Source organism: Paenibacillus chitinolyticus, from assembly GCF_045038035.1.
Classification (GTDB): domain Bacteria; phylum Bacillota; class Bacilli; order Paenibacillales; family NBRC-103111; genus Paenibacillus_F; species Paenibacillus_F chitinolyticus_A.
This window is the reverse complement of sequence record NZ_CP173427.1, coordinates 1,353,179-1,373,449: the sequence shown is the minus strand read 5'-3', so window position 1 is coordinate 1,373,449 and position 20,271 is coordinate 1,353,179. Positions and strand designations below refer to the sequence as shown.

Annotated in this window: 18 protein-coding genes; all 18 read right to left on the bottom strand. The window is 56.9% G+C overall.

Annotated elements, in window-relative coordinates; genetic code table 11:
• Nucleotides 1–4 precede the first annotated feature (4 nt).
• The 18 genes from ACI48J_RS06385 to hemE all read right to left on the bottom strand — a co-directional run bounded on the left by ACI48J_RS06385 (nt 5) and on the right by hemE (nt 20,210).
• Nucleotides 5–1,192, bottom strand: coding sequence for a glycosyltransferase (locus ACI48J_RS06385; RefSeq protein WP_369993038.1), 1,188 nt, complete (start codon nt 1,190–1,192; stop codon nt 5–7).
• On the bottom strand, nt 1,170–1,772 hold the full coding sequence (locus ACI48J_RS06380) for an acyltransferase (RefSeq protein ID WP_405082195.1): 603 nt from the start codon (nt 1,770–1,772) through the stop codon (nt 1,170–1,172). Before ACI48J_RS06380 ends, ACI48J_RS06385 begins: the two co-directional genes overlap by 23 nt.
• Complete coding sequence (locus tag ACI48J_RS06375) at nt 1,684–2,946, bottom strand: hypothetical protein (protein WP_405082194.1); 1,263 nt, start codon at nt 2,944–2,946, stop codon at nt 1,684–1,686. Before ACI48J_RS06375 ends, ACI48J_RS06380 begins: the two co-directional genes overlap by 89 nt.
• Nucleotides 2,947–2,995: 49 nt before the next feature.
• A complete protein-coding gene (locus ACI48J_RS06370) occupies nt 2,996–4,129 on the bottom strand; it encodes a glycosyltransferase family 1 protein (RefSeq protein WP_326054775.1) in 1,134 nt (377 codons plus the stop codon).
• On the bottom strand, nt 4,119–5,342 hold the full coding sequence (locus tag ACI48J_RS06365; protein WP_326054776.1) for a polysaccharide pyruvyl transferase family protein: 1,224 nt from the start codon (nt 5,340–5,342) through the stop codon (nt 4,119–4,121). Before ACI48J_RS06365 ends, ACI48J_RS06370 begins: the two co-directional genes overlap by 11 nt.
• 1 nt (nt 5,343) lies before the next feature.
• A complete protein-coding gene (locus tag ACI48J_RS06360; protein WP_326054778.1) occupies nt 5,344–6,696 on the bottom strand; it encodes a flippase in 1,353 nt (450 codons plus the stop codon).
• Nucleotides 6,697–6,726: 30 nt separating this feature from the next.
• Nucleotides 6,727–8,562 carry a nucleoside-diphosphate sugar epimerase/dehydratase gene (locus tag ACI48J_RS06355; RefSeq protein ID WP_326054780.1) on the bottom strand — a complete coding sequence of 612 codons (1,836 nt, stop codon included), beginning with the start codon at nt 8,560–8,562 and terminating at the stop codon, nt 6,727–6,729.
• An 84-nt stretch (nt 8,563–8,646) separates the two neighbouring features.
• Nucleotides 8,647–9,330 (bottom strand): CpsD/CapB family tyrosine-protein kinase, encoded by a 684-nt coding sequence (locus ACI48J_RS06350; protein ID WP_326054786.1) that lies wholly within the window; start codon nt 9,328–9,330, stop codon nt 8,647–8,649.
• Nucleotides 9,314–10,069 carry a YveK family protein gene (locus ACI48J_RS06345; protein WP_405082193.1) on the bottom strand — a complete coding sequence of 252 codons (756 nt, stop codon included), beginning with the start codon at nt 10,067–10,069 and terminating at the stop codon, nt 9,314–9,316. Before ACI48J_RS06345 ends, ACI48J_RS06350 begins: the two co-directional genes overlap by 17 nt.
• A 147-nt stretch (nt 10,070–10,216) precedes the next feature.
• Complete coding sequence (locus ACI48J_RS06340) at nt 10,217–10,984, bottom strand: CpsB/CapC family capsule biosynthesis tyrosine phosphatase (RefSeq protein ID WP_326054783.1); 768 nt, start codon at nt 10,982–10,984, stop codon at nt 10,217–10,219.
• A 959-nt stretch (nt 10,985–11,943) separates the two neighbouring features.
• A complete protein-coding gene (locus ACI48J_RS06335; RefSeq protein ID WP_405082192.1) occupies nt 11,944–13,461 on the bottom strand; it encodes a LysM peptidoglycan-binding domain-containing protein in 1,518 nt (505 codons plus the stop codon).
• 102 nt (nt 13,462–13,563) lie between these two features.
• Nucleotides 13,564–14,430, bottom strand: coding sequence for an RluA family pseudouridine synthase (locus tag ACI48J_RS06330; protein WP_405082191.1), 867 nt, complete (start codon nt 14,428–14,430; stop codon nt 13,564–13,566).
• Nucleotides 14,399–14,542, bottom strand: a complete 144-nt coding sequence (locus tag ACI48J_RS06325; RefSeq protein WP_326051055.1) for a hypothetical protein — start codon at nt 14,540–14,542, stop codon at nt 14,399–14,401. Before ACI48J_RS06325 ends, ACI48J_RS06330 begins: the two co-directional genes overlap by 32 nt.
• A gap of 291 nt (nt 14,543–14,833) precedes the next feature.
• Nucleotides 14,834–16,135 carry a glutamate-1-semialdehyde 2,1-aminomutase gene (gene hemL / locus ACI48J_RS06320; protein ID WP_405082190.1) on the bottom strand — a complete coding sequence of 434 codons (1,302 nt, stop codon included), beginning with the start codon at nt 16,133–16,135 and terminating at the stop codon, nt 14,834–14,836.
• Between the two features lie 38 nt (nt 16,136–16,173).
• The gene (locus tag ACI48J_RS06315) at nt 16,174–16,470 is read right to left on the bottom strand and encodes a hypothetical protein (RefSeq protein ID WP_405083187.1); all 297 of its coding nucleotides are present in this window, start codon (nt 16,468–16,470) and stop codon (nt 16,174–16,176) included.
• 96 nt (nt 16,471–16,566) lie between these two features.
• Nucleotides 16,567–18,060 carry a protoporphyrinogen oxidase gene (gene hemY, locus ACI48J_RS06310; protein WP_405082189.1) on the bottom strand — a complete coding sequence of 498 codons (1,494 nt, stop codon included), beginning with the start codon at nt 18,058–18,060 and terminating at the stop codon, nt 16,567–16,569.
• A gap of 98 nt (nt 18,061–18,158) precedes the next feature.
• Nucleotides 18,159–19,103, bottom strand: coding sequence for a ferrochelatase (gene hemH, locus ACI48J_RS06305; protein WP_405082188.1), 945 nt, complete (start codon nt 19,101–19,103; stop codon nt 18,159–18,161).
• A 3-nt stretch (nt 19,104–19,106) separates the two neighbouring features.
• On the bottom strand, nt 19,107–20,210 hold the full coding sequence (gene hemE / locus ACI48J_RS06300) for a uroporphyrinogen decarboxylase (protein WP_405082187.1): 1,104 nt from the start codon (nt 20,208–20,210) through the stop codon (nt 19,107–19,109).
• Nucleotides 20,211–20,271: the final 61 nt, after the last annotated feature.

Below are 20,271 nucleotides of genomic sequence, written 5' to 3'. Positions count from 1 at the left end.
CTGCCTACACTCCCCTGCTTACATATTGATGAAAAGACTGCCAGAACTCGCTTCGGTCGCGGTCCAGCTTCGTTTTGGTGAAATTAGCCGCTTTGGCAAAATTGCGGCTCGCCTGCTCCAGCATCCAGTCCCGGTTGATAACCGTTCCCGTAAGCAGAGCGGCCAATTGTTTATCCTGGCCCGGCTTGAACAGGCAGCCCGGATCGAGAAGCTCGGGAATGCCTCCGGCCGTCGAGCCGATGACGGGACAGCCCCTTCCCATCGCTTCGATCGTGGCGCGGGGAAGTCCTTCCTGGAAGCTCGGCTGGATGTAGATGTCCACGCTGTCCAGCCAGCCGAACACCGCGCTGCCGCTTGGAAGGACGCCGTCGAACTGGACGTTCTCCTGCAGCCCGAGGCTGCCCGCCATCGCGATCCAGCGCGACTTGTCCCCGTCCCCCAGAATACGGAACTTGAACGGGGGCAGTTGGCCTTTGATCCGCGCCAGGGCATTCAGGGCGGTGTCGATGCCCTTAGTTTTGCCGTTTAACGAACCGATCAAACCGATCGTGACCGGCGTTTTCATGCTGCGGATCCGCTCCAGCCTTCTTTGCAGCACGTCCTCGCCCATTTCGGGAAGCTCGACGTTCGAGCACGATTGGGTGCGGCCGCTCGGGCACGGGTACCTTTTCTGCAAAAACTGCTCGGTGACGTAGATGGCGTAGGGGGCTTCCTTGACGTCAGACTTCGTTTTCCACGTGGCGATCGGTGCGTACAGCTTGCCCTGCACGCTGCCGTAGTTCCACAAACCGTCCCAAGCGCAGGCTACAACTTCGACCGCAAACGGTTTGCCCAGCTTCTTGGCAATGGCAATCGCTTCGGAGCCGATTTCACTCGGCAGCCGGGCGATCACCGCGTCCGCTTTCATGACCGCTTCCGTCAGCACGCGCTCGACGTAGCCTTTTTTCGTAATTTTATTAACAGGATTGCTGAGGGAAGGCAGGACGATAAAGTTGACGCCCGCTCCGCTCGACAAGCTTTTCTTCTCCATTTCATGGGCGGAGGTCATTCTCTTGCCCCGGGACACGACCGTGAGAGAGTCGAATACGGAAAGATACCTCTCCCATACGGCGTAAGGCAGCTTGCCGCTTGAGTAAAATTTCCCCGAATCCGTAAAGTAAAACGTATGATCATGTGCCCACAGAACGTTCATAGTGACCCTCTTTTCTGATTGACTTAATGATTTTGGCCGGCACGCCCGCCGCCACTGTCATGGAGGGAACCGGTCTGGTTACGACGGCTCCCGCAGCGACGATAGAACGGCTTCCGATGCTCGCGCCCGCCAAGATCCTGCATCCGCAGCCGATCCAGACATCCCGGTGGATATGGATTTTGGAGCAGACGACCGGATTGTCGCGGATGGGAAGAGACTCGTCCTCCCAGCTGTGCTGGAAGGAAATCAGCGAGCTCTGGTGCGCGATGGACACTTCGTCGTCGATCTGAAGCTCGCCGCACGCGTCCAGGTAGCACTGCTTGTGGATGCTGACATTGCTGCCGATCCGCAGGCGTTCCCAATATTTGATCTCCACCGACCGGCCGACGAAGACATTGTCCCCGCAGCTCAGCGCCAGGCACTTCAGCAGACAGTACCGCATCGCCACCCCCGCCGTGTCCGGCAGAAGATCGGTCAGCGTCCAGGCGTATTTAAGCGCCGGCCTCGGGAAGAGACGGAGAATGCGGATGACGATGTCCAGTACCGTTTTGAATTTGTGAAACCGGTCTCGGCCTCTCATGAATTCCTCTCCTTTTGTTGCGGATAGACTTTAGCCATTTCAGCGTCCAGCCTGCCGTATAGGCCTGAAACATATATAACAGAGGCAGAATGGGCAGCTTCTTGCGCACCATGTTGTCCCCGATCGTACCGACGCCGTATTCCAGATCGCGTCCCGTTACGGTCATGTAGCCGACGAGCACCAGCGTGCAGGCGTAAGCGAAGAGCAGCACCACGACAATTCCGTAAAACGCCCTCGTCTCCTTATATCGGATAAACATCAGCGCCGCAAAAGCAAGCGCCACGAGCATCGCGACGGCTTCCATGGAACGGTACATCACGTTCGTGTCCCAATTTTCCGGGTTAACGGGATTGGGGCTCAGGAACAGGAAGGCCGTCAGCAATACCGCATTGACGATGCCCAATCCGCCGATTTTGACGGCGAGCACCCCGGCCGATACGACCAGCATGGCGACCGCGGTTTTGAATTTTTTCGTAAACAGCAGGTAAAAGCAAAGCGTGTACACGATGGCATAATCGCGCAGGCCGGTTGCGTACAGCATCACGAGCAGGAACAAAACGTACCTCCGCTTCAGCAGCAGATGCGTGCAGTACAAGCCGAGCGCCACGCAGGTGACGTCTTTCGCGAAAAGCGAAGTCATCATCATGAACGACGGGCTGACGAACAGCCCCAGAATGATCCAGCCTTCATACAAACGGCGGTTTGCCTGCTCATAGCCGAAAAACGACCGGTTCAGCGCATAGATCAGATAAGCGATCCAGATCAGCATCACCGAATTGTACGTAATGATGACAAGCGGATCGGACACGTCGAGAAATTTAAAAAACGGCATATACATCAGCCCGAAAATCGGGTAAGCCGATGAATTGAACAGGTAGGTCGAAATATGCTCAAAGGCGTAATTCAGAAAATCACCCAGTCCCAGGTACGTGACGACCTGCTCGTAATAATGATTTTCGTCGGGTCCCGCCAAGGGAGTCGCCGTAAGCGCATAAACGAACTTCCCGATCAGCATCACGCAAAAGCCGATATACAGCAGGAACGGCTGATCCGGCCAACGGATCATGCAGAAAAGCGGCAGAAGCAGTACGAAAAAAGAAATGATTCCCATGCGCTCATCCAGCAGAAAAATTCCTTTTTCCAGAAGCAGCATAAGGAGTACATATCCGATCACGAACAGGTTCCGAAGAGGAGGCGCTCCCTTCGGCAGCCCGGCTGCGGGGCTATGGCGCCGCAGCGTACATCCGCTCCAGTCTCCGCACACTCGTCTGAATGTCGTATCCGCACTCCTGCAGCGCCTCCAGCCGGACGGGCCAGTCCAGCCGCGATCCGGCGGTTTGCTCCCGGATCGCCCCGGCCCATGTATCGGCCGGTTCGTTCAATGACAGCCGGCTGACCAGCCCCAGGTTCAGGTCCGCTTCCGCGGGCACCTGATCGGAGATGAGGCACGGAACGCCCGCAGCCTGCGCCTCGATGACTACGATGCCGAGTCCTTCGTACAGCGAAGGCAGCAGGAACAGGTCGAAGGCGCCGATCAGCTCGGGGATGTTCTTGCGGACCCCGAGCAGTTGCACGTTGTCCGCGATTCCCAGCTCGCGGACCCGGGCTTCCATCTCGCTGCGCAGCGGCCCGTCCCCGATCAGCACAAGCCGGGCGTCCGGACGGGTCCGCAGGAAGCGGGCAAAGATCTCGAGCAGAAACCGGTGGTTCTTCTGCTCGCTGAATCTTCCGATGTGCCCGATCACAGGCACATGAGGGTCCGTGATCCCGACCGCTCTGCGGTAAGCCGAGCGGTCTCTCTCCAGCTGCCCGTAAGGCTGGACCTGGATCGAGTTCGGGAACACGACGACCCGCTCGTCCCTCCAGCAGTCGGGCCCGAAAAGCGCTTCGCAGGCGGAGCGGGAGCAGCCGAGCATCGTCGTGGAGTTGCTGCGGATCAGCCCCCGCATGTACCTGCGGTAGAGGCTGCGCAGCCACGATTCCCGCTTGCTGTCGTGCGTGTTGTGACTGTGGCTGATTCTCACCGGCACGTTCATCTCTCCCGCAAGCTTCAGCACATAGCCGCTGAACTGGTAAATGTGGCTGTGCACGACCTGATACGGCCCGTGTTCCTTCAAGTTGGCGAGAAAAGCACGGCGGAAGGCGCGCAGCCCTTTTTTCGGATGAGGCTGCCTGAAGATGCGGCCCCCCAGCTCGATGATCTCGTCATCGTAAAATCCTTTTTCCTCAAACTGTACGGCAAAATGAAATTCGTATTGATCCCGGTCAATGGTCCGGTACAAGTTCATTAATAAAGTTTCGATCCCGCCGGGATGCATTTTTCCGACGACGTGAAGAATTTTCGTTTTAGGCTTCATGCAGAATCCTCCCGACGTAAGTAACAAGCTCCCGTTTTTTCTGGTTGACGATTCGTACGGAGCCTTCGTGGCGGTTCTTCTCCGGGACGAGCCCGGCAAGCACTACTTTGGGGTCCGTACGGAAATCGAGCACGTGCCCGGAGAGGCCCAGATCTTTAAAAATGCTCGCCAGCTTTTTGTCCCAGGCGATGCCGTAGGTCGGCTTGCCGAAGGAAATGGACGGGATGCACGCATGCAGGCGCTGGGCGATTACCGTATCGCAGTCCCGGATGCTCTCGACCAGATCCCCGACATCGCCCGGATAAGGGGCGAATTCCACACCGGGCATTCCAGCCAGACGCGGTTTGACGTAACGTTCCACGAAGGCGTTGTCGGTGTCCGCCCCGTTCGTAAAGACCCGGACGCGGCTGCCGCCGTCGGCCGCCCCTTTCGCCAGACTGTACCACCAATCGGCGCAATCGTCCCGTTCCCATACGTAAGGGGAATGCCGCCTCATTTCGTTGGGGTCCATGATGCCGAGCCCGACGGTATGGACGGAAGAGAGCCTTGCGCCCCCGGCTGCATGCTTTCCCGGAAATGCTTCCAGGGTAACGAGCGCCGGATCGGATAGAGCCACGGCCTTGTGCGCCAGAGACGGGGCGATGGAAAGTAAATAAGCCAGCGAATCTTCGTCGCGGACTGAAATCGTTTTGGCGTAATGCAAAATATCGGTAAACCACTTCCGGGCCAGAAAGCTCCAAGGCCCTCTCATGCCGACGAACACGACGTGAAGCGGCTTGCCCTGTCTCTTTACTTCCCGGACCAGGCGGCGCATGGCGATGGGAAACGACAAGTAAGTGTCGATAAACAAATGTCCTCCGCCGATCAGCACCGCATCCGCCTGCGTGACAAGTTCGCGGATCTGCTCGCCGAGTACGGCGTCTTTGCGCTTATGGACCGAGTACGATTTCATGTAGCGCAGAAAATCCGGCGTCAGCTTTTTTTTCACGCTGACTTCGTTCAGTTTGTAGTCGCGGGTTAGAGCGGGTCCTCCATCCGTTCGCTGAACGGAACCGCTGCGGGCCGGGGTCTCTCTGTACAGACCGGCCGTCAAATCAAAGTTGGTGACGGTATATTCCCCGCAGGTGCGGATCAATTGGTTGACGGTCATCGCGATAAGACCGTCTCCCAGGTTCGTCGAATGGGGCACGCCCGCAAGCAATATATGTTTCACGTTAGTTCCCTCGCTTTTTGTTGGCGGTCATCCAGGCAAACATCCCGATCGAGATATTAAGCTTGCGCCGGATAACGATCACCATGGCTGTTTTCCAGCAGACGGTGCAGAGCAGATTCGTAATAGCGGCCCCCAGCATGCCGAAGGCGGGGATCAGGGCAAGGTTCAGCACGATGTTCAGCACGGCGGAACCGGCCAAAATCCGGCCCAGTGTTTTCTGCTGCCCCGTCATCGTCATCAGCGTACCCGTCTGCCCGCTGAAAGCGGAGACGAGCTGACTGGTGGACAAAATCAGCAGCGCCAGCGATCCCCGTTTGAACTCTTCTCCGAACAGGCCGAGAATGGGATCGTTCAGAAACAGGAAGGCGACATAGATGACGCCCGCAAACAGGAATCCCGCCAAATTGCTCAGGCTGAGCACATGCTGGAGCTGCTTGTCGTCCTTCTTGGCGTAGGACTCCGAAATGAAAGGAGCCGCCGTCATGTTGATAGCCGTCAGACCGAACGAAACGAGCGTTGCGATCCGGACGGCCGCCCCGTAAATTCCCGCTTCGGTCGTTCCCTCCATCCAGCCGAGCATCAGCACGTTGAGCTGGCCCAGTACGAGGTACATGCCCGAGACGAACATGAGCGACAGGGAGACGTTCACCCACTCGCGGGTATTGTAGGCGGTGTCCGCTCCTTGGATTTTGGGCGTCAGCCTGCGCTTCAGCACCCATGCGCCGATAGCGTAGGACACGGCCATGGCAGCCAGGAAGAGCAGCATCGCCTCGCCCGCTCCGGCTTTCGTGTCTGCGATGGCGTTGTAGAGAAACAGCAGCGCGATGAACACGACCGGGCGGATGATTTTCTCCGGCAGCTGCGCGTGCAGCATCTCCTTCAGCGCCTGAAGGGAGCTTTGGCGGAGCAGGGCCAGGGCCATCACCGGTATGCCGAGCAGACCGGCTATGTAGGTGTAGAGCAGTTCGCCGTTCATCGTTCCGCTCATCAGGAGCACGACGAGGAGCGAAATGACCGTTACGGCCAGCGACAGTCCCGCCGTGATCTGATTCGCCCGGCGGAGCAGGCCTTTCACCTCCGCCCACTGCCCGTGCGCCCGGTAGGACGAAACGTAGCGGACGATGGCGGTGTCGAACCCGAGCTTCGTCGGGAAAACAAGGAACGTCACTACGGTGGTGACGAACGAATAATAGCCGTAGCTGACGGCGCCCAGCTGTCTGGCCAGCAGGATTTGCAGAATCAGCGCGATGCCGATTCCCCCCACGTTGACCAGGAAAGACAGCGAGCTGCTTTTCATCAGCATTTTCGATAAAGAGCGCTGTGTAAGTGGTTTCGCGGTTGTATTCATACTCATCCCGGATTCAATTCCATTCCTGCTTGAGTTTTAAGAAACATTGCGGTAGGTCGGCACCAGATGCTGAAGCAGCGCGCGGATTTCCTCGGGATCGCTGCCGAGCACGCGTTCAAGCCGGCGCATTTCGAATTCCAGCTCGGTCCGGTTGATATTCATCGGCTTCCCGATAAAAATCCGGTCGTGCATCGTGGAAGACATGCCTTCCTCGCTGGTCAGCAGCTCCTCGTACAGCTTTTCGCCCGCGCGGATGCCGGAAAATTCTATATCGATATCGACGTTCGGTTCATAGCCGGAAAGCCGGATAAGGTCGGTCGCCAGATCGACGATTTTAACGGGTTTGCCCATGTCGAGAATGAACACTTCGCCGCCTTTGGCGAAAGCTCCGGCCTGAATCACGAGCTGCACCGCCTCCGGAATGGTCATAAAATAACGCACCATTTCGGGGTGGGTCACCGTTACCGGGCCTCCGCGGGAGATTTGGTCCTTAAATCTCGGGATCACGCTGCCCCGGCTGCCCAGTACATTCCCGAAGCGGACGGCCACGAATTTCGTTTTACTGTGCTTGTCCAGGCTCTGGATAAACATTTCCGCGATCCGCTTGGTCGTCCCCATAATGCTCGTCGGGTTGACGGCTTTGTCCGTGGAAATCAGCACGAATCGCTCCGCGCCGAACTCGTCCGCGCATTCCGCCACGTTTTTGCTGCCGAACACGTTATTCTTGATCGCCTCCGACGGATTGCGCTCCATGAGCGGCACGTGCTTGTGCGCTGCGGCGTGGAAGACGACCTGCGGGCCGAATTCGCGGAACACGTCCGCAATGCGTGTCCGGTCCTGCACATCGGCGATCACGGTTTCGATCGGAAGATTCGGGAACAGCCTGCGCATTTCCATCTCAATGCCGTAAATGCTGTTCTCGCCATGGCCAAGAAGGAGCAGCCGGGCCGGTTTGAACGGAGCTACCTGCCGGCAGAGCTCGGAGCCGATAGACCCGCCCGCGCCGGTGACCAGCACGATTTTGTTCTGCACGTAATCGGCGATATTTTGTAGATCCGTCTGGATGGGATCGCGCCCCAGCAGGTCTTCCACCTGCACGTCGCGCATCTGGTTGGCCGCCATTTTACCCTGGATGTATTCCTGGATGTGCGGAATGATTTTCAGACGGGCTTTCGTCGTTTTGCAAATATTGATAATGTCCGAAATCTGCGTCTTCGACACCGAAGGCAGCGCGATAATAATATCGTCGATCCGCTGCTCTTCCACGATCCGGGGAATGTCAAGGCGGTTTCCCATGACCGGTATGCCGTGAAGCTGAAGCTTCTGTTTGTAGGGATCGTCATCCACGAAGGCGACCGGCTTCATCATGAAGCTGTCGTTGTGCGCAAGCTCCTTCACGAACATGACTCCGCAGCTCCCGGCTCCGACGACAAGCGTCCTTTGGGCGGGCTTGCCGCCCCGGGACCTTGAGCTGCCGTAAAAATTGTCGCAGAACACGCGCCAGACAAACCTTGAACCGCCCAGCATAAGCAGGATCCCGTTCAGATTCTGAAGGAACATGTACAGCGTAATCTCTCCCGCGGACAGGAACGATGTCACCGCATACGAAATCAGACAGGAGACGATGACCGCTTTGGCGATCGCTACCATTTCACCGACGCTGGCATACTGCCAGATCCGGTTATAGAGCTGGAAGTAGAACATCGCGCACGCCAGCGAGATACCGGATACCAGTGTGTAGAGCATAATGACACTCATGACTTCCTGCGGAATTCCGCCCCGGAAATGCGCCAGGAAAGTCAGATAAATGCTCGCCCATACGATAATCATGTCAATCAGGACAAGCATGGGCGTCCGTTTAGAATAACTCATCTTTTCCCCTCCCTTAGTGTTGGAAACCATTTTGATAAAAGGATGATGAATCTAAATGGATGAAGCCGCCGTTCCCTAAGCAAATCAGCTGCTGTAGTCGTAATACGTGTTCATCTTGGCGTCCTTGCGGGCGACTTTGTTCAGCACAACGCCCAATATCCTTGCATGGACGAACTGGAGGCTGTCCCGCGCTTTCTGCACCAGCTCGCGTTTGACTGCGCCCGCATTAACGACGAGCACGACGCCGTCGCACTGGGTCGCCACGACCTGAGCGTCACTGACGGCGAGGACGGGAGGCGTATCGACCAGAATAACGTCGAACTCCTGCTTGAGCCGCTCCAGCAGATCCGTCATCCGCCGGGAACCGAGAATCTCGGACGGGTTAGGCGGTACGGTGCCGCAGGTCATGACGTACAGGCCCGGGATATCCGTCTCCTTGAGCGCTTCCTCCACTTCGGCCTGGCGCGTCAGCACATCCGTCAATCCGGTGCGGTTCGAGAGGCCGAACGTGCGGTGAGCCGTCGGTTTGCGCAAGTCCGCGTCGATCAGCAGCACCTTTTTGTCCGTTTGGGCGTACACGACGGCCAAGTTGTCGATGGTCGTGGACTTCCCTTCCCAGGGACTTGCCGAGGTGACCATCAGCGTCCGGATTTCTCCATCCACTCCGGAGTACTGAATGTTTGTCCGCAGCGTGCGGTACGTTTCGGATATCGGCGACATGGGATTGCTGTGAGCGATAATCGGTCGCTGCTTATTGGATGGGGACACCGGATGCTTCACCTACTTTCTTCCCGATCGGGGTGCGTTTGGGCAACATATCTCCGGCCCGTATTTCAGGGACCGCTACAAGGGTCGGAAGGCCGAGATAATGTTCCACGTCTTCCTCCGTTTTCAGCGTATCGTCAAAATATTCGAGTGCGAAAACGAGTCCGATCGCGAACATGAGCGAAGCCAGGAAGCTGATGGCCACGTTAAGCGGCACATTCGGCTTGACCGGCGCCGGCGTTTTGGCCGGGTCCGCTTCATGGAGCACGAAGACGTTGTCGATTTTCATAATGTTAGGAATCTGCTTCTGGAACATCTGCGCCACCGTGTTAATCATCTGAGCCGCTTTGGAGTAGGAAGCATCTTCAAGGCTCAGCGTAAAAATTTGCGTATCGCTGACCGAACTGAACTGGATACGCCGCATAAGATCGTCGGAGGTAACTCCGTATTCCGGATGTTCCTTGACGACAAGATCCATAATCGCCGGCGTTTTGATAATTTCTTTGTAAGTGTGGATCAGGGAAATATTCGTGTTGATCGCATTCATATCGAGCCGCAGCATTCCCTGGTTATCCGCAGGGGAGTTGACGATCAGCTTCGTGGAAGCCTGGTAAACGGGCTTTAAGTAATATTTGCTTACGACGCCGGTAATCAGACAGCCCGCCGCCACGATCAGCAGAATAAGCCAGAGTCTTTTACGGAGGACAGCCAAATACCGTTTAATTTCAAAATCTATACTCACCGAACTGAATCCCTCGCTTTCCTTTGGTATCCGTATGACGCGGCCCGATGAGGGCCTGCGAACAGCAAGCTGCTTTCTACATGCTTCATCGCATTAAAACAATGGTTAATTACCGCTTTGTAACCTTAAAGTACAGAGGTGCGCCATTCAACGGAACATCGCAAAAATCCTTCGGGGCCTGCTTGCGACCGGTTCCCTTTTTTCCAAAGGAAGATCGTTCGCTACCCGGATGGCGTTCCGGCGGCAGTACTCCGCGTAATCCCCGCCTATCTTCGCCTCTATCTTCTCATAGGCTTCACTCAGCCTGAACGGCCTGCGGACCAGATCGTGCGCATCCGACGCAACCAGATGAATCAACCGGCGGGAGCAAAGCTCATAGGCGAGCGACTGTACTTTCGAGCCGAATGTGCCCAGGATGGAATCCGAGGTGAGCTGAAATACCGCTCCCCATTCCGCAAGCTGCAGCAGCTTGTCCGGATCTCCCGCAACCTCCGCATTCCTCTCGGGGTGCGCAATTACGGGCACAAGTCCCAAAACCGAACATTCATGGCAGATCTCGGCCAGCTCCGCGGGAAGGGAGTAAGCGGGACATTCAATCAGCAGATAACGGGTTCCCCCAAGCGTGAGCAAAGTATCCTCGTACCAGTCATTGATCAGATTCGGGGTAACGCGGATCTCCTGGCCGCTTTTAACGTGAAGCGGAATGCCGTGCTCCAATAAGGACGCATTCAGCCCGGCTACCGCTTCTTCGATGTCTGCGGAGGGGGTGAAATAGCGGCTCGTCCGGTGATGAGGCGTAGCGAAAATCGTCGTTATTCCATTCGACACCGCCATTCGCGCCATTTCGAGTGATTGCTCCAGACTGCCTGGCCCATCATCCAGACCGTGAAGGATGTGTGTATGGATATCGATCATTCAATTTCCCTCCAGATCCGAATGTTACTAAAATTATGTCACAAAACGTATGGATTGCATGAGGGTGTATAGTTATAAATTCATGTAGTTACTCTTGCTTATTTTACAAAGCGAAGTATGAGCTGGATTTCCTGTTTGTTTTTGTTTTTATTTATCTCATTTTCCAGTTATTTATATTTATTAGGCAGTATTTTACGTTTAAAATGCTTTCTTCGACGGCTTGCAAGGTACAACGAATCAGACCTTTATCTCTACGCGCTCACCGTCCGTACATGTTTCTTTTGCAAGGCGAAAGCCCTCCAATGCTTGTAAAAGACTGGCTCCGCGGGCTTTCAGGGGGTCGTAAACGAATTTTTAACAGTTGCTACCAAAGACAGGTCCCAGGGAAAGCCGTTCGGCTCAATTTCGGATTTAAGGGTGGGACGGGGTAACTAACCTAGGTCTTAGGGATGGATTTAGGGACTGAAAAGGAACCGGATTTAATTCCCACAATTTTACTTGGAATAGTCCCGGTCTGTACCTACCTCTTTCGAAAACCGGGACAAAATCCGTTTTTTCGTCCCAGTCTTCCGGGCAATACCGCTACTAAATTCCCGTCCGGCGTGAGCTTTGCATGCGGAAAAGCCGACATTGGGTTCTCCTGTGAAGACTCAACCCCGCGAAAAACGCCGTTTTTCGGCCGGTTCAGGTTATATTTGCCTCCGGGCAGTGACTTTGGACACAAGGAGGCGTGCGCCTTCCTTCTTTCAGCCCAATCCGACACGGTCTCAAGAGCTGTTTTTTGCAAGCGTTTCCATTCAAATTTTTAGGGGCTTCTCCTGTACTTTCCTTTTCGTGTGCCGAAAGTCCGTCCGGCTTCCCGCAGCCCAAAAGAAAAAAGCCGCGCGCGGCGGCTTCTCTTTCAACCCCAATTATTCTGTTCATCTGTGCTACCGGAACTTGCCTGATTGCCTGCCGGATTATTGGTCGGAGGAAGAAACTACGGCTTTCCCGGGGATATACAGGATTTGGCCGGGGCTGACTTCCTGATCCTCCAGCCGGTTGTAAAGCTGAAGCTCTCTCGGATTGATCTCATACCGTTTGGCGATAAGATCCAGCGAGTCTTCCTTCTGAACGATGCACATCGTTACTTTGCGGAACTGCTGATCCTCTTTTTCCGTTTGGATAAAAAGTTTTTTCCACTCCAGGGCATCCGCTTTGGATTCTTCCGAACCTGCGGCCGCGGCGTATTCCCGCTCATCCTTTTCGGTCCGTTCGTAAGAAGATGCACCGCTGCCTGCACCGTTTGCGAAGAGAGACTGAAGACCGGAACCTCCGGACGATGGCGAGTCCTGCTGCTTCTTGCTTCCGAACGCCACCTTCAGTTCCTTCGTTTCTTCCTGGGCGGCGGGCTCTTCATCTGCGAATACTTCCAAGCTCTCCTCAGCGGGAGCGGAAGCAATCACCGGCTCACTCTCGGGCTCGATCACCTCCGCTTCGACGCCGAAGACCGGAGCCGTTTCCTCCCGCTCCGCCTGACCGGCCGCCTCCGGCTCCGCCGGGGAAGCCGAAGCAGGGTCCGCCGCCTGGGCAAGCGGCTGCTGCCCCGCAGCCGCAGACGGCGTGCGCCGCTCCTGCGCCTCTTCCTCGCCCGCGCTGCGGTAAGAGCGCTCGGACGAGAGCTGGTTCATCGTCAGCTCGCCGAAAGACCGGTCCGCATACGAAGCGGACGGATCCGCCTGCGGCGGAGGGGACTTCGGCGCGGCCAGCCGGTCCCAGGCGCTTGGCGTCGGCCCGGACGGCGCCGCAGCCTGGTCCTCGGGCTGCTCTGCCCGCGTCTCGCGCAGCCACGGGTTATCGGCCTTGTGCGCGCTGCCCGGATAAACCGGAGCCTGAGGCTGGGCCTGGTATGGGGGCTGGTACTGGGGCTGGGCCGATCTCGTCGGCGGCTGCAGCTTCGCCTGCCCGTCCGCCGCAGCCGCATATTCCGTCTGCTGGCGAAGCTCGAGTTCATCGGCTGGTCCGGCAGGTTCGACCAACCTCTCTGCCGGAGCATTTTGCGGGGCGGAAGCCGTTTCGTGCACGAAAACAACCTCTTCGTCCTCTTCGCTCCAACCGCCAGCTTCATAAGCCATCTCCACCCCGTGCAGAGAAAGGACCCCGGTCACATTCAGGCTCCGTGAATTCAGTACGTCCACATCAAACATTTCGATATCGACCAAAATATCCTCGATCCGATGCACCCGGCTGAGCGGCAGCGTAATCTCCACCGGAATGGAATGCTCCAGCGACTGTTTCGTTTCCTGCTCATCCAGATAGCTTCCGTTCAGCAGCAGACTGCCTTTCAACAAAGCGTGTTCCTGCTGGGAAATCACCTCTATGCGGGGAATCAGTTCCACATCGTCCAAATCCCGTATGCCGGCGGCTCCTTCCGCCAAATGTACGCGTTCGTAGATGTCGAATCGCAGACCGTTCTGCTCTTCCGTCAACGTTGCCATCCTCCCTTCGGTTGTCCTCTAGTAAAGCTGCGCCTTATCGCGGGACTCCGTTCTTTACTATGTATATGATAGAAGGAGGACGGCATGACTGCATTTTCGCATTTATGCGTTCAATGCCCCAAGGAGTTCCCGGAAATCATCCGGATAAGGAGCATCGACAGCCAGCTCCTCGCCGGTGACCGGGTGACGGAACAGAAGGCGTGCGCCGTGCAGCGCCTGCCTCCCGAAAGCGTTCATCCGTCCGCCGTACAGCCCATCTCCGAGCAGCGGATGGCCGATATGGCTCAGATGTACGCGGATCTGGTGCGTCCGCCCGGTTTCGAGGCGCAGCTCCAGCAGGGCCGCGTCTCTGAAGCTCTCTACCGTGCGGTAATGGGTCACCGCCGCGTCCCCTCCGGGAGACACCCGGCGGCGCGCCCGGTGATGACGGTCTTTACCGATCGGAGCTGAAATCGTTCCGGCCGGAGGCGCCGGCAGTCCGCCGCAGACGGCGGCGTAAATGCGCCCGATCGCTTTCTCCCGCATCGCCTCATCGAGCAGAAGATGCGACAGCTCGTACTTCGCATACAGCACGGCTCCGCTTGTATCCTGATCCAGCCGGTGAATGTGGCGGACACCGCAGCTTTGGCCCGTGGATTCGTAATAGCCGGCTACCGCGTTCGCCAGCGTCCCCCGCTGCCCCGGCTCCGATGGATGAACCGCCATCCCCGCCGATTTGTTAACGACAAGCAGGTAGTCGTCCTCGAACAAGACTTGCAGGTCGGTCCATTCCCCGGGCACGGGCGAAGAAGGCTCATCGGGAAATACCTTCAACAGAACTTTCTTCCCCTGCCGGCGGATTCCGCCTTCGCGTTCCAGCTTGCGCCACAGCTTAAGCGGAACCGGCAGTACCGCATGGACCTCTTCCCATGCACACACATCGCCCGGGAGCGTCAGCTCAATCCATTCCCCTTTTCTTCTGCCCGTCACGATGGCGCCCTCCCTTCCGCAGCACGATTGCCAAAGCGGCAAGCAGCACGACAAACACGAACACGATAAAAATCAGATCAATCGGAAAATCGAAGAAATAATAGCGTTTCATGCGAATAAACAGCTCCGTTCGTCATCGAAAGTCTTTCCCATTTTATCATTTCCGCCTTTTAAAAGAAAACAAGCAGGTCCGGACCAGGCTCCTCGTTCGTATTAACGCCATCGGCCCGCTTCACGGCAGGAGACACAGGCTGTCCTGCGGGGCTATCTCTCGCTTAGCCGGATGCAGGCCCAATCGCCGATCCTTGCGTCCGCACCAATACGCAAAAAAATCCCCAGTCCTGACAGACCGGGGATACATCGTAAAGCAGGACAAACACCATCCAAAACAGCCGGCTAAAGCCTACAACCGTTTCAAAGCTTCGCGGTTCGCCTCGATGGTCGCTTCGATGTCTTCATCCGTGTGGGCGGCCGAAACGAACATCCCCTCGAACTGGGACGGGGCTACCGAGACACCCAAATCCAGCAAATGGCCGAAGTACCGGTTGAATACGGACAGATCGGACGTTTTGGCCGTTTCGTAATTGACTACCTTCTGCTCCGTGAAGAACGGGCACACCATCGACCCTACACGGTTCAGCGTGCTCGGTACGCCGATTTCCTTGGCATTGGCCAAAAAGCCTTCCGCCAACCGGGCGGATTTGCGTTCGAGTTCCTCATAGACGCCCGGCTGTCCGAGCAGCTTAAGGGTGGTATACCCCGCCGCCATCGCGAGCGGATTTCCAGACAGCGTACCCGCCTGATAGATGGGACCGCTTGGAGCGATCTGCTCCATGATGTCCTTGCGTCCGCCGTAAGCGCCGACGGGCAGCCCGCCGCCGATTACTTTGCCCAGACAGGTCAGATCCGGCGTCACGCCGTACAATCCCTGCGCGCAGTTAAGATGGACGCGGAAGCCGGTCATCACTTCGTCGAAAATAAGCAAAGCGCCGAATTTGGAAGTCACCTCGCGCAGTCCTTCCAGAAAACCGGGCAGAGGGGGCACGACGCCCATGTTGCCCGCAATCGGTTCGACGATGACAGCGGCGATATCTTCGCCGAATTTTTCAAACACTACCTTGACGGTCTCCAGATCGTTGTAGGGAACCGTCAGCGTATTTTGCGCCACCGACTCCGGCACGCCCGGACTGTCCGGCAGGCCAAGCGTCGCTACACCCGAGCCCGCTTTGATCAGAAGCGCATCGGCGTGGCCGTGATAGCTTCCCTCGAATTTCAAAATCTTGTTGCGCTTAGTGAAACCGCGGGCCAGACGCAGCGCGCTCATCGTCGCTTCCGTACCGGAATTCACCATGCGCACGATATCGATGGAAGGTACGCGCTCGGCGACCAGCTTGGCCATTTCCGTCTCGATCAGCGTAGGCGCTCCGAAGCTCGTTCCTTTTTCCGCCGTCGATTTCACGGCTTCGATCACTTCGGGATGGGCATGGCCGAGAATGAGAGGTCCCCAGGAACCGATGTAGTCGATATATTCGTTCCCGTCAATGTCGTACACCCGCGAGCCGCTTGCGCGTTCCATGTACATCGGAGTCAGACCGACCGATTTAAAAGCACGGACCGGGCTGTTCACCCCTCCGGGGATCACTTGTTTAGCTTCGGCAAAAGCAACCGCGGACTTCGTATCGTTGCGTTTGTGATTCAGTTCCATAATAGCCGGATACCTCCTGGTTTCAGTCATCAATAAGCTCAATGGGGCCGGCTCGGGCAGACGAATGCGGTAAAACCGCCAACCACCGCCGTCCTCTGCCGTCCGTCTTGACAAAAGCCGGAACGCTTCAAACGAACAAAGCGGCCCGGCATCTGCTTGTCGGTTGTTTCTATTATACACGCTTCCGCATGCGATTGCTTTAAGAGGCGCACGGCATTCGCTGCCGCCGGGCCCCGCGCGTTCGCTTTGAGAGCAGTCAGCATTTGCTTCTTATCGGCAAAAGGTTTCGTTCTAGTGCGGAGCGCAGCGAGCCGCCTCACGTCGGTTTCGTCCATAAGCGTCACGCGAGGTGCCGTATGCTTGGAGTTAACCAAGGCACTCGCGATCACTTTTGTTTTTGCCGCTTCGGCCTCGGGCTCTAGTTTCCGCGACTAGACCTTCGCAGCCGTCTTCGTGCCTTCCGCCGGAGCTTTCGCCGCCGATCCGTCGGCCGCGCCCGTCAAGCGATCCGCGGCCTCGAATGCCGCTTCCCGTCCCTGCCGGATGCAGTCCGGTAGACCCACGCCGTGGAAGCCCGCGCCCGTCACGTACACGCCCGGCATACGCTCGGCGAGATCGCTCCGCAGCTCCCGGACATGATCCAGATGACCGACCGGATACTGCGGCATGGACCGGTACAGGCGGGTCACTTCGTAGAACAGAGGCTCCGCCGTGATACCCATCAGTTCCGCAACGTCTTTGCGGACTTTTGCCACGATTTCTTCGTCCGTAAGATGCACCCAGTCTTCCTCGCCCGAGCGGCCGACATAGCAGCGAAGCAGGACGTGACCTTCCGGCGCCGTATGAAGCCACTTGGTGGACGTCCAGGTGCATGCCGTGATCGAGCGCCCCTCGGATCTCGGGATAAGGAAACCCGATCCGTCGAATTTGACGTTCGCGTCTTTATCCCGGTAAGCGATCACTACGTTCGCAACCGACACGTAATTGATCGCCTTCAGCTTGTCGACGGCCGGATGGTCGCCGAGCAGCTCGGCGGAGTGATAAGTCGGCAGGGTGAGAATGACGCTGTCGGCCGTTTCCCGCTGTCCGCCTTCGTATCCGACCTCGTAGCGGTCCCCTTCCTTGCGGAGTTCCGTCACTTTCGTGCCTGTCCGGATTGTAACCCCTTCCTCCCGCAGCACTTCCTCCAGCCGCTCAACCAGCGTCTGCAGGCCGTTCTTGTAGGTCAGGAAGGTGGAGTTGCGGCCTGGAGCCGGCAAATTCAAAGCCTCCTGCTGGGATTTCTTGCGATTCGATATCATGCCGTAGATCAGACTCCGGTACTGCCGCTCCATTTCGCCGAACTGCGGAAAGGTCGACTTCAGGCTGAGCGCATACGTGTCGCCTGCATAGATGCCCGCCAGCAGCGGTTCGACGATCTGGTCCAGCACTTCTTTGCCCAGTCTCCGGTGAAGGAAATGGCCGAGCGATTCGTCGCTGTCGTCCTCCTTCTTGGGCAGCACGAGATCCATCATCGCACGCGCCTTGCCTTTCGCGGAAACGAGACCCGTTCTCATAAACGGTTCGATGTCCGTCGGAATGCCGAGCACCAGTCCCGCAGGCATCGGGTGCAGGGTGCCGTCCCGCAGGATGTAGGTCTTCTTCGCCTCCGGGTTCGTACCCGTGAGTTCCCCTTCCAGCCCGAGCTCGCGGCTCAGCTCGATAATCGGAAGCTTCCGGGCCAGGAAAGAATCCGGGCCCTTCTCAATGACGAATCCTTCTTTACGCAGGGTATGGATTCTGCCTCCGAGCTTTTCCGCTCCTTCAACCAGGGTAACATCCGCCGTACACCCGGCCTCCTTCAACCGCTTCTGCACGTAATAAGCGGCGGTGAGACCGGTGATGCCTCCTCCGACAACGATTACTTTACGGGCCTCGTTCATCATGCAACGTCCTTTCCGCCCGGACAGCATCTTAAGGCCGCCCGGATTATAAAATCGCAAAGAGGCGCATCCGAATGTCTGCGCTCCCTTGTCGTCTTGCTTTAAGCTTGTTTCGTCAGTTCGCCGTACTGCTTCCATACGGCATCGCTGAGCGTCTGCATATACAGCGGGTCGGTATTAAGCGAATCCGTACGTTCGAGGTGCAGGCCGATTTCCTTGGCGAGCTGCTGTGCCTCGATATCCAGATCGTACAGCACTTCCAGGTGATCCGAAACGAATCCGATCGGGCACACGAGTACGCGCTTCACGTCTTCTTCCGCGAGAGTACGCAGGACATCCAAGATGTCCGGGCCAAGCCATGGAGTAGCCGTTTGCCCCGCGCTCTGCCACGCAAACTGCCAGTTCTCGATGCCGGCTTTGTCCGCGATCGCGCGCGAAGTTTCAAGCAGCTGCTCCGGGTACGGATCGCCCAGCTCGAGAATTTTCTCCGGCAGGCTGTGCGCCGAGAACAGGACGCGGACGGAGGAACGGTTCTCCTCTCCGAACTTGCCCAGTGCGCGTTCCACCCGCTCGGTCAGAGCTTGAAGCAGCTTCGGATGCAGATGGTAGCTGTCGACAAACGTCATGGCAATGCCGTGCTCGGCCGCTTTTTCGCGTGCGCGCTTGTTGTAGCTGCCGATGCTCATCGTCGAATAGTGAGGAGCGAGAACGATGCCCACTCCTTCGGTAATTCCGCTCTGCGCCATTTGCTCAATGCCGTCTTCGATGAACGGATATGCGTGCTTCAAGCCTTGGAAGCAGACGAATTCCACGTCGTCATGCTCGGAAGCCAACGCATGTTGCAGACCCGCCACCTGATTGTCCGTATTTTCCCGCAGCGGAAAAACACCTCCGACAATCGCTTCGTAACGGCTGGTCAGCTCATGCAGCTGTTCCGGACTCGGCTTGTTACCCCGCCGGATATGCGTGTAGTAAGCTTCGATATCCTCCATGCTCTGAGGAGTGCCGTAAGACATCACCAGTACGCCGACTTTCTTCCTGCTCATTGCTCAGACCCCCTTGCCCGCGTTCCGCCCGGCCAGCGCCTCGGCAGAATAGGCATGTATAAAATCAGTGAGTTCCTTTAATTTATCCAGAGACGCTTCCGGAAACAGCCCGTGACCCAGGTTGAAAATATAACCCGGCTCCGTGATCCCCTGATCGATAATGCGCTTCGCATGTTCCTGAATGACCGGCATCGGCGCCGTAAGCAGGTAAGGATCGAGATTTCCCTGGACGGCATAGCGTCCTCCGGTTCTTCTCCGTCCTTCCGGAATGGATACGCGCCAATCGAGGCCGATCACATCCGCCTGAAGGTCGCCAAGCAGAGGAAGCAGTTCGCCCGAGCTCACGCCCGGGAAATAAATCTTAGGCTGCTTCAGATCGCCGAGTTCGCGGAAAATCCGCTGGATCGTAGGCAGGACGAACATCCGGAAATCTTCCGGCGCAAGCGCGCCGACCCAGGAATCGAACAGTTGGACCGCTTTCGCGCCTGCTGCGATATGAGCCCGCAAATATGTAATGACCATGTCTCCGAGCTTATCCATCAGTGCGTGCCATACTTCCGGATTTCCGTACATGAGTTCTTTCGTGCGGATGTAGCTTTTCGAAGGGCGTCCTTCTATCAAATAACTGGCAATGGTGAAAGGCGCTCCGGCAAACGTAATGAGCGGAACCGTCAGCTCGCGGTCCAAAATCCGGATCGTTTCGATGACATGGGACAAATCGCCTTCCACGTCGATCGGTTTCAGCTTCATCACATCTTCACGGGAACGGATCGGATTCTCGATCACCGGCCCCACGTTCTTAACAATATCGAATTGAATGCCTAGCGACGCTACGGGATTCATAATATCGGAATACAAAATAGCCGCATCCACACCGAGCTTCTTTACCGGCATCAACGTGACTTCTGCAGCCAGTTCCGGCTGTTCGCATATTTCAAGCAGCGAGTATTTTTCTTTGATCTTGCGGTATTCGGGATCGTAGCGTCCGGCCTGACGCATGTACCACACGGGCAGCCGGTCTACTTCCTGCTTGCGGCAGGCTCGAATAAAACGGTCATTATTTATCACAAGACACCTTCTCCTGACCCTGTCATGATTTGTTACCATTATGCCCTAATTATACCTCGGTCACAACCGGAACCGCGCTCCGACTTCCGACAAATGTTTG